The sequence below is a fragment of the Streptomyces sp. NPDC006655 genome (assembly GCF_040703965.1).
In the GTDB taxonomy this organism is placed as follows: domain Bacteria; phylum Actinomycetota; class Actinomycetes; order Streptomycetales; family Streptomycetaceae; genus Streptomyces.
In genome coordinates this window covers 1-10421 of sequence record NZ_JBEYJU010000167.1, presented here as the reverse complement: position 1 = coordinate 10421, position 10421 = coordinate 1, and the positions used below count along the sequence as shown (strand labels likewise).

Annotated in this window: 7 protein-coding genes and 1 pseudogene; 1 reads left to right on the top strand and 7 read right to left on the bottom strand. The window is 70.4% G+C overall.

The annotated features are described in order from the left end of the window. Window positions 1-972: non-reducing end alpha-L-arabinofuranosidase family hydrolase (locus tag AB0958_RS42875; protein ID WP_366895915.1), on the bottom strand; the 972-nt coding region annotated here is incomplete at its 3' end. An 803-nt stretch (window positions 973-1775) separates the two neighbouring features. Between AB0958_RS42875 and AB0958_RS42870 the strand changes: the two genes are divergently transcribed. After that, window positions 1776-3212, top strand: coding sequence for an endo-1,4-beta-xylanase (locus tag AB0958_RS42870; RefSeq protein WP_366895914.1), 1437 nt, complete (start codon window positions 1776-1778; stop codon window positions 3210-3212). Window positions 3213-3380: 168 nt separating this feature from the next. Here the strand turns inward: AB0958_RS42870 and AB0958_RS42865 are convergent, their stop codons facing one another. The 6 genes and pseudogenes from AB0958_RS42865 to AB0958_RS42840 form a co-directional block, all read right to left on the bottom strand. Further along, entirely contained in the window at window positions 3381-4157 is a 777-nt protein-coding gene (locus tag AB0958_RS42865; protein WP_366895913.1) for an alpha/beta hydrolase, read from the bottom strand. Between the two features lie 64 nt (window positions 4158-4221). Then, entirely contained in the window at window positions 4222-5364 is a 1143-nt protein-coding gene (locus AB0958_RS42860) for an NAD(P)/FAD-dependent oxidoreductase (RefSeq protein ID WP_366895912.1), read from the bottom strand. Window positions 5365-5588: 224 nt separating this feature from the next. After that, on the bottom strand, window positions 5589-6284 hold the full coding sequence (locus tag AB0958_RS42855) for a TetR/AcrR family transcriptional regulator (protein WP_366895911.1): 696 nt from the start codon (window positions 6282-6284) through the stop codon (window positions 5589-5591). A 46-nt stretch (window positions 6285-6330) separates the two neighbouring features. Further along, a pseudogene (locus AB0958_RS42850) lies at window positions 6331-6536 on the bottom strand (RNA polymerase sigma factor SigF); the annotation flags it as partial. 175 nt (window positions 6537-6711) lie between these two features. Next, complete coding sequence (locus tag AB0958_RS42845; protein WP_366895910.1) at window positions 6712-8475, bottom strand: thiamine pyrophosphate-dependent enzyme; 1764 nt, start codon at window positions 8473-8475, stop codon at window positions 6712-6714. 13 nt (window positions 8476-8488) lie between these two features. Further along, window positions 8489-10072, bottom strand: coding sequence for an FMN-binding glutamate synthase family protein (locus tag AB0958_RS42840; RefSeq protein ID WP_366895909.1), 1584 nt, complete (start codon window positions 10070-10072; stop codon window positions 8489-8491). Between the last annotated feature and the right edge of the window lie 349 nt (window positions 10073-10421).

Here is a 10421-nt window from a genome sequence, read left to right as displayed (position 1 = left end):
GTCACCGGCGAAGAACAGGTACATGTTCTGGTCGTCGGCGATCAGGGTCTGGTCGATCGGGGCGGAGCCGGAGACGCTGCCGGTGAACAGCGGCTGCGGCGCGGACCAGCCGTCGGGGTTGGTGGGGTCGCTGGAGGTGCGGTAGATGAAGGGCCACGCACCCCATTGGTAGGCCAGCACCCAGATCTTCTTGGGCGCGAAGTAGAACAGCGTGGGCGCCACCGCGGCCTGCCCCATCCCGACCTGGCCGGCCGACGCCATGTCCGACCAGTTCGTGAAGGGCCGGAACATCATCGAGCCGTACGACGATCCCGACACGTTCGAGGCGTAGACCAGGTGCTTGCCGTTGTACGTCACGTTGGTGAAGTCCTTCAGCGAGACCCACCCGTTCGCCGGCTGTGCCAGCGCACCCGTCGACGTCCACCGGTACGTCGACGGCAGAGAACACGTGCCGCCTCCCGGCGGGGTCGTCCCCGACAGACCGGTCCACTTCTGGTTGCTGCCGCCGTTGCACGTCCAGATCTGCACCGCTGTGCCGTTGGCCGTTCCGGCACCCGTGGCCTCCAGGCACAGCCCGGACTCCACGCCGACGACCGTGCCGTCGGAGTTCACCCGCCACTGCTGGTTCGCACCCCCGGAACAGGTCCAGATCTGCACCCGGGTACCGGCCGCGGTGGCGTGACCCGGAACATCCAGACACTTGTTGCCGTACACGGTGAGCTGATTGTCGTCCGTCAGGGTCCACTGCTGGTTGGTCCCGCCCCAGCAGTCGTAGATCTGCAGATAGGTGCCGTCGGTCTGGACGCCGCCCGGCACATCGAGACACCGACCGGAACCGACGCCGCTCAGGGCGCCACTGGAAGCAGCCTGAGCCGGGCCGGCGACAAGCATCGCCGCCAACGCGGCCAGGGCCGCGACCAGGGCGGCGAGCACCACTGACGGATGCCTGCGGCTCGAACTTCCTCTGTGCATGGATACTCCCTGGACCTTGAGTAGGCGGTTCCGGTCGCCCTCGGCAGAGGCCGGCCGGACGGTCGGCGTGGTGCGGTGTGGTGCGGTGCGCAGCGGTCCGCGAAGCACGACGGCGGACTGGGGAAGTGGACGGCCCTTGCGATTCCGACTTCAGGCGGTGCTGCCCGGCATGGCCCTACTGTGCGACGGAGCGGCCGAAGCGTTCGCCATGTCGAACGAAGGTCGAGCCGTCGAGCAACCCGATGATAGGGAACCGGTGAACGCCGTCAATACCTCTCGCATGTATCGCCTCAATCGCCGAAACATTCGCACGAACGCGCGTCGACCGGACCGCGCAGCACCGTCACATGGCTGACTCGTAAGCGACTTGACCCCGGTGCGCACGGGGCCGACGCCAGCACCGGGGGCCGCCATCCGCTGACCTGACGAGCGAAAGTTTCGGTTGGCAGTCGGAAATTTCCTAGGCCGGGAAGTATTGACGATCCACGGTCACGCCTCAATCATCGCTGTCTGAGAAGCCGGGCCTGGTTCGAGATTCCGGGCCGTATCGGCCTGGGCAATCCTTGCCGCACGGCAGTCAGCGACCAGCTGCACGGCAGACCGCGCACCAGACCGCGCACCACCTCACCTGCGCCACCCGGTTCCGTTCCGGTGGCTGAGCCGCGCTGGAGTACCCCATGCCTGTGTCGAGACGTGGAACACGCCCGCCGCCCGCCGTACGTCGCCCGACGGACGGACGGGGCCGGACGACGCAATCCCCTGCGCTTCAGTCGATCAGCGATTTCTACCTCGGAGGCACAGTCATGGGCTCGTATGCCCTTCCCAGACCGCTTACCCGCCGGAAGATCCGCAGCCTGCTGCTGGCGCTGGTCGTCGGCGTCCTCGCGGCGGCCACCGCACTGGCCGCACCGCCGAGCGCGCACGCCGCCGAGACCACGCTCGGCGCCGCGGCGGCACAGAGCGGCCGCTACTTCGGCACCGCCATCGCCTCCGGCAGGCTGGGCGACTCGGCGTACACGACGATCGCAAGCCGTGAGTTCAACATGGTGACGGCCGAGAACGAGATGAAGATCGACGCCACCGAGCCGCAGCGGGGCCAGTTCAACTTCACCGCCGGCGACCGCGTCTACAACTGGGCCGTGCAGAACGGCAAGAAGGTGCGCGGCCACACGCTGGCCTGGCACTCCCAGCAACCCGGCTGGATGCAGAGCCTCAGCGGCAGCTCACTGCGCCAGGCGATGATCGACCACATCAACGGCGTGATGGCCCACTACAAGGGCAAGATCGCCCAATGGGACGTCGTCAACGAGGCCTTCGCGGACGACGGTTCGGGCGGCCGCCGGGACTCCAACCTCCAGCGCACCGGCAACGACTGGATCGAGGTCGCCTTCCGCACCGCGCGCGCCGCCGACCCGGCGGCCAAGCTCTGCTACAACGACTACAACATCGAGAACTGGACCTGGGCCAAGACCCAGGGCGTGTACAACATGGTCCGCGACTTCAAGCAGCGCGGCGTGCCGATCGACTGCGTCGGATTCCAGTCGCACTTCAACAGCGGCAGCCCCTACAACAGCAACTTCCGCACCACACTGCAGAACTTCGCCGCCCTCGGCGTCGACGTGGCCATCACCGAGCTCGACATCCAGGGCGCCTCGTCCACGACCTACGCCAACGTGACCAACGACTGCCTGGCCGTCCCGCGCTGCCTGGGCATCACCGTCTGGGGCGTGCGCGACAGCGACTCCTGGCGGTCGGGGGACACACCGCTGCTGTTCAACGGCGACGGCAGCAAGAAGCCCGCCTACACCGCCGTCCTCAACGCGCTCAACGGCGGCTCCACCACCACGCCTCCCCCCACGGGAGGCGGACAGATCAAGGGCGTCGGCTCGGGACGCTGCCTGGACGTGCCCAACGCCAGTACCACCGACGGCACCCAGGTCCAGCTGTGGGACTGCAACAGCGCCACCAACCAGCAGTGGACGCTCACCGACGCCGGTGAACTCAGGGTCTACGGCAACAAGTGCCTGGACGCCGCCGGCACGGGCAACGGCACCAAGGTGCAGATCTACAGCTGCTGGGGCGGTGACAACCAGAAGTGGCGCCTGAACTCCGACGGTTCCATCGTCGGCGTCCAGTCCGGACTCTGCCTCGACGCCGTCGGAGCCGGCACCGCCAACGGCACCCTGATCCAGCTCTACTCCTGCTCGAACGGCAGCAACCAGCGCTGGACCCGCACCTGAGGGGCCTGCCACGAACGAAGGGGGTGAAGCCGTGACAGCCCGTGGTGCGGCTTCACCCGCCCCTCCGCACGGACGTCGTTGACGGTCCCGGGTCGCCGCCGTAATGGCGGCGACCTCGCGCTCCACCCTGGTGTGCACGAGCGGAGAGTCAGTGGCCGGCGGCCGGGGCTAGGGCCCTTCTGATGGACGCCGCGGAGATCCATCAGAAGGGCCCTGGGGGGTGAGGAAGGAGCCGAGACGGGCGAAGACCGCCTCGGGCTTCTCGCGGATGGGCGTGTGTCCCGCGCCGGGGATGAGTTCGAATCGCACGTGGCGGAACGCCGCGGCGTAGGCGCGGCCGAAGTCGGGGGTGACGACTGCGTCGTCGGCGCCCCAGATCACCAGGACCGGGCAGGTGACGGTGGAAAGGCGGGGCAGCATGCCGGCGTCTGCCATGGTGGGCCCGGCGTAGGCACGCATGGCGGCCATCGCCTGGGCGGACGGTCCGCCCTGCGGCGCCGGTCCTGCGGCCGCCGGAGCCGGTGGACCGGCGGGCACGGTGACCTGCTGGCCGGGTATGGCGGGGCCGATGGCGTCCATGAGGACGAGCTGGGAGATCCGGCCCTCGCGGTCGTCCAGGACGGCCTGGGTGGCGACCCAGCCGCCGAAGGACGTGCCGATCAGCGTCACGTCGTTCAGGCCGAGATGGCTGAGCAGGTCCAGGTAGGCAGCGGCGAGTGCGGGCACGCAGTCCAGGTCGTGGGGCCGTACGGTGCCCTCCCAGCCCGGATGGGTGGGCGCGACCACCCTGTGCTCCGACGCGAGGTGGTCGACCAGGGGCGAGATGCCGGAGGGGCCGGGGCCGCCGTGCAGGACGAGGACCGGGCTGCCGCTGGTGCCGGCCTCGCGGACTTCGAGGTCGAGGCCGGGCCGTACGGGGATGGTGCGCTGCAGGGGTGCGGTCATGAGTTCCTCCTCCTGGATCCGGGGTGCTCGGGGGCCGAGCGGGCGGCGCCCGTGAGCGCCGGCGTCACTGGGCTGCCGGGCCGGAGGTGAAGAAGGCGACCATCTGGTCCAGGCCCCGCTCCCCGAACATCGTGTCCAGGTTGGCGGCGGACTCGGCGGCGGAGGCTTCGCTGCGCGGGAAGAGGGCCTCCTCGTACGCGGCCAGGGCGGCCTCGGTGTCGCCGGGGTGGGCAGCGATGGTCAGGGCGAGTTCGGCGCCGTCGAGCACGGCCAGGTTGGCGCCCTCCCCGGCGAAGGGGGACATCACGTGGGCGGCGTCACCGATCAGCGTCACGCCCGGGACGCGGGCCCAGCGGTGTCCGACGGGCAGGGCGTGGATACGACGCGGGGTGATCGTGTCCGCGTCGGCGACCAGGGCGCGCAGGTCTTCGTCCCAGCCCTCGAAGTGGGCGAGGACCGCGGCCTTGGCGGCAGCGTGGTCGCTGAAGTCGACCGTGTCGAGCCAGCCTTCCTCGGCCTTGAGCGCCGTGTAGACGTGGAGACTGCCGTCGCTCTCCCGGTGCGCGAGGACACCGCGTTCGTGCCCCAGGGCGATGAAGAACCCGCCGCCGATGACGGCCGCGCTGCGCGGGTGGCGGGTCTCGGCGTCGAACAGGTCGGTCTCGACGAAGGAGACGCCGGTGTAGGCGGGCCAGGCGCCGGAGACCAGCGGCCGGATCCGGGACCAGGCGCCGTCCGCGCCGATCAGGAGGTCGGTGGTGATGGCCGAGCCGTCGGCGAACGTCACCTCGTGGCGCCCGTCGCCCAGCGCCCGGGCGCCGGTGACCTTGCGACTCCAGTGGATCGTGCCGTCGGGCAGGGAGTTCAGCAGCAGGTCACGCAGGTCGCCGCGGTCCACCTCCGGCCGGCCGCCGGTGCCGTCGTCCTCCTCGGACACGTGCACCGTGCCGTCGGGGCCGAGCAGGCGCATGGCCTGGCCACCCTCGTGGACGATCTCGAGGAAGTCGTCGTGGAGGCCGGCGGCGCGCAGGGCCTTCTGCCCGTTGTTCTCGTGGATGTCGAGCATCCCGCCCTGGGTGCGGGCCGCCGCCGACGCCTCCAGTTCGAAGATCGCCGACTCGATGCCGTTGACGTGCAGGACCCGGGCGGCGGTCAGGCCGCCCAGACCCGCGCCAATGATCGCGATCGGGAAATGAGTGGTGCTCATGGGGCCTCCGGAAGCAGCAGGGGAAACGCCTCGGCGCACCGAGTCGTCACGGCCGGCGCCACCAGGGCTGGCGCGCGGCGGCGGCACGGGATCGCCTCGGTCACTCCCTCAACGTACCGAACATGTTCGTTGCGAACAAGTTCGTAAGAGCGCGGGCGACGGCGAGGAGACCCTGCCTTTTCCCAGCCGCGTCCGCCGTCCCGGCGCGCCGCCCGACCCCAGGCTCAGTCCACTGCGCCCGGGACGGGTGTGTGAGTGATGCCGTTGACGAGGACGTCGAAGCTCCAACGGATCCTGTCCGGCACCGAGCCGCCGATCAGGGCGGGCATGTGCGCGGTGATCGCCGGATGCGTACCGGCGTCCACGGCGTGCAGGGCACGCGCGGTGGCGTCCCAGTCGTCCTCGGCGGCGGGGTCGTGCTCCCGCGTCGAGTGCTCGGCAGCGGTGGCTGTCGCGTCCTGGAGCAGTTTGTCGACCCCCCAGGCGACCTGCTCGCGACCGGCGCCGCTCTGCGAGAGGAGGTCGAGGATGCGCTCCACCAGGCGCAGGTAGTTCTCGCCGCTCGGGCGGGCGACGAGCGCGGCCCGCGCGAGCTGCGGGTGCTCGAACAGCACGTGGGTGTACGACGTCATGACCGCGCGGAGCTGCTCGCGCCAGTCCCCACCGCCGTCCCGTCCGGTCAGGTCGACCTCGCCGAGCAGGGAATCCAGGACGGCCGCGTGCAGCTCGGCGGTGTTGGCGACGTAGACGTACAGGGATGCCGGGCCGGTGTCCAGCTCCTGCGCCAGGCGGCGCATCGTGACCTTCCCCAGCCCCTCCGCCCGCATGATCCGCACGGCGGTGTCCACGATCCAGCGCCGGGACAGGGCGGGCTTCGCCGGACGCTCACGGCGGCTGATCGGTTCTCTTCTCGCAGTCACAACCCGATCGTAACGAACATGTTCGACGGGTGGCGTTCACGACGGGGGGTGCTCGGCCCAGTCGGCTGCGCAGTTCCTCGTCGGCGCGGGCGAGTTGGACGCGGGCTTCCTGGAGCCGGCGCGGGACAGGACGGCCCAGGAAGTGTCGCGGCCCTCCGTCTCCTCCGCCCCGCGGTTGCGGAACCGGCCGGCCGCGCAGCGGACCAGGGACCTGGCCATCTCGATCGACGAGGTGCGCGCGAACTGTCCTTCGGCGCGACCTGGAAGGGGCCGTGGCCTCCGGCGCATCCACCGTCTGGTCGGCGGTCGGCACGGTCGTCGTCGGCGGCCTGGCGCCCTCCCGGTCGATCAGCCTCGTCCTCGCCGGACCGTTGTCAGACAGGCACGCGCCCACCGCCTCCGCCGACCGGCATTCCTCGAACTGTCGTCAGTTCCCGCCGGGCTCTCCCTGGCTGCGTACGATCTCCTTCACCTTGGCGACCGCGAAACCCCAGCCCTGCTCGACGGTCGGCTTGGCCGGGACGGCGATCTCGTCGGGGTTGGTGAGGACGTCCAGCAGGACCGGGCCCGGACTGCCCAAGGCGCGTCGCACGGCGCCCTCCACGTCGGCCGGGTCGGTCACACGGATGCCGGTGATGCCCATGGCTTCGGCTACGGCCGCGAAGTCGGGGTTGTCGAGCACGGTGCCGAACTCGGGCAGGCCGGACTGCTCCTGTTCGAGTTTCACCATGCCCAGCCGGCGGTTGTCGAAGACGACGAGCTTGACGGGAAGTCGGTACGTCTTCAGGGTCATGAGGTCGCCGAGGAGCATGCTCAGTCCGCCGTCGCCGCAGAAGGCCACGACCTGCCGCTCGCGGTCCAGGCACTGGGCGCCCAGGGCCTGGGGCATGGCGTTGGCCATCGAGCCGAGGTTGTAGGAGCCGATGAGGCGCCGCTCGCCGCGCATCTCGACGAAGCGCGAGAGCCACACGGTGGCCATGCCCGTGTCAGAGGTGAAGACGGCGTCGTCGGCCGCGATCCGGTCGACGGCCGCGGCCAGCGCCTCGGGGCGGATGTCATGGGCGCGGTTGTCCAGCCTGGACCGGATACGGCCCACCAAGCCCTTGTCGTGCGACGGATCGGCGAGCCGGGCCTGACCGGTGCGCCACTGGTCGAAGCGTTCACGCGCCTTCTCCAGGTGCGAGCGGTCACGTGCGCCGTCGAACCCGGCGGGCGCGGCGGCGAGGTCGTCCAGGAGGTCGCGTACGGTGGCGCCGGTGTCCCCCACGAGCCCGACGTCCACCGGTACCCGGCGTCCGACATGGGTGGCCTCGGTGTCCACCTGGATCACGGTCCGGCCCTCGGGATACCAGTCCCGGTAGGGGAAGTCCGTGCCGAGCAGCAGCAGGGTGTCCGCGTCCTGGAGGGCCGCAGCGGCGGCGGGGTTGCCGATCAGCCCCGTCTGGCCGACCTGGAAGGGGTTGTCGTCGCCTTCGAAGCCCGCCTTGGCCTTCAGGGTGAGCACCATCGGTGCGGCCAGGCGGTCCGCGAGGGTGAGGACGTCCTCGCGAGCGGCGCGGGCGCCCTCACCGACGAGCAGGGTGACCCGTTCGGAGCGGTCGAGGAGTTCCGCGGCGCGGTGGACGGCCGCCCCCTCCGGCCGGCTCACCGGGGCGTTCAGGGAGAACCGGGCCGGCCGGTCGGCGGTCAGCTCCCGCTCGCCCAGGTCACCCGGCACCGTGAGAACGGCGACGCCCCTGCGGCCCAGTGCGTGACGCACCGCCGTCTCCAGCATCTGCGGAAGCTGGTCGGGAGAGGTGATGGTCGCGCGGAACACGGCCACATCACTGAAGAGGGCGTCGTTGTCCACCTCCTGGAAGTAGTCGCTGCCGAGTTCGGCGAGCGGCACCTGGCCGGCGATGGCCAGGACCGGGGCGTGGCTCTTGGCCGCGTCGTACAGCCCGTTGAGGAGATGGACGGAACCGGGCCCGACCGTGCCCATGCACACGCCGAGGGTGCCGGTGAGCTGCGACTGGGCGCTCGCGGCGAAAGCCGCCGCCTCCTCGTGCCGGCAGCCCACCCATTCCAGGCCCTCGGTGGTCCGGATGGCGTCGGTCAGGGGATTGAGCGCGTCTCCCACGACGCCGAACACCTGGCGCACGCCGAGCTCGCTCAACGCGTCCACGATGACGCGGGCAACAGTACGGGTCACGTAGTCCTCCAGATCACACGGTGAAACGGTCGGGGTCGGCGGCCTGCCAGTCGGCCGCCCAGGAGGCGGGGGGCTCGGCGAGCAGCTGCCCTGGCGCAAGCCACTCGTAGAGCTCCTCGAAGCAGCGCTCGGTGCAGGGGTCGACGCGCCGGCGGAGCATGTGCGGACGCAGTTCCGCGGGATCGGTGACACCCATGGACGCCATGATCTGCAACGCGCTGGCCACGGTCGCCTGCTGGAAGCGCTGGACACGCGCCGTCTTGTCGCCCACGTCGAGAGCGCGGGCACGCCGTGGGTCCTGGGTCGTGACACCCGTGGGGCAGGTGTTGGTATGGCACCTCTGCGCCTGGATGCACCCGACGGCGAACATCATCGCCCGCGCGGCGTTGCCGTAGTCGGCGCCCTGCACCATGCGTTTGACCAGGTCGGTGCCGGTGGCGATCTTGCCGCTCGCCCCGATCTTGATGCGATCGCGCAGGCCCACGCCCACGAGGGCGTTGTGCACGGTGTGCAGACCCTCGGTGAGCGGGGTGCCCACGTGGTCCGCGAACTCCAGCGGCGCCGCACCGGTCCCACCCTCGGAGCCGTCCACCACGATGAAATCAGGCGCGGTGCCCTCCTCCAGCATGGCCTTGCACACGGCCAGGAACTGCCGGCGGGAGCCCACACACAGCTTGAACCCGGCAGGCTTGCCACCGGACAACTCGCGCATGCGAGCGATGAAGCGCACGAGTTCGCGCGGGGTGGAGAACACCCGGTGGTACGGCGGGGAGACGACCGTCTTCCCCTCGGGCACGTCGCGGACCCGGGCGATCTCGGCGTTCACCTTGGCTCCCGGCAGAACACCGCCGATGCCGGGCTTCGCGCCCTGCGACAGTTTCAGGGACACACACTTGACGTGATCGTGGGCGGCCTTGTCGGCGAACTCGGCCGCGTCGAAATCGCCTTCCTCGGTACGGCAGCCGAAGTACCCCGTACCGATCTCCCACACGAGGTCGCCTCCCGGACGGAGGTGGTACTCGGACAGCCCGCCCTCACCGGTGTCCTGGGCGAAACCGCCGGCCGCGGCGCCCCCGTTGAGCGCGAGGACCGCGTTGGCGGAGAGCGAGCCGAAGCTCATCGCCGAGACGTTCAGCAGTGCCATGTCGTACGGACGGCTGCAGTCCGGTCCGCCGATCCGCACGCGCGGCGGGTCCTTCGGCACCGGGCACGGCGCCATCGACGGGACGAGGAACTCGTAACCGGGCTGGTACACGTCCCGCTCGGTGCCGTACGGCTCCTCCGCGTCGGTGCCCTTGGCGCGCTCGTAGACGATGCTGCGCACATCCCGGTCGAAGGGGCGCCCGTCATAGTTCCGCTCGATGAAGTACTGCTGCAGTTCCGGGCGTACCCGCTCCAGGAGGTAGCGGGCATGGCCGAGGACGGGATAGTTGCGCAGCACCGAGTGCCGCCGCTGCACCAGGTCCCAAGCGCCCAGCACCCCCGTGAGCATGAGCGGAACGGCGGCGAACCACCAAGAGGGCGAGATCCCGAGCGCCGCGGCCGACGTCCCGAAGGCGGCCACCAGAGCCAGGAGGACGATTCCTACGCGTGTCATGCCTGGCGCATTGCCCGGTTGTCGATCGCCATGCGCGACAGCCGGGCACTGGCCGCTCCCGGTCGCCGTGGCCGCCGGACCGGACGCGGGCCCCCGGCCGCGCTCGTCAGGGTGGTGGACCGCACCCTCACCGCCGGACCCGAACAGGCCCCCGCCGAGAAGAGCCCGCAGGTCAGGAGCCCTTGGGGGCCGGTTCGAGGATCGCCACGCACTCAACGTGATGCGTCATCGGAAAAGCTCTCGTGGCCGAGAAGGGCCCTAGGGTGCGTTTCAGAAGTGGATCTTGATGTGTCAAGATCCACTTCGTGGGGAGGCACGATCTGACGAATGCGCAGTGGGCGAAGCTGGA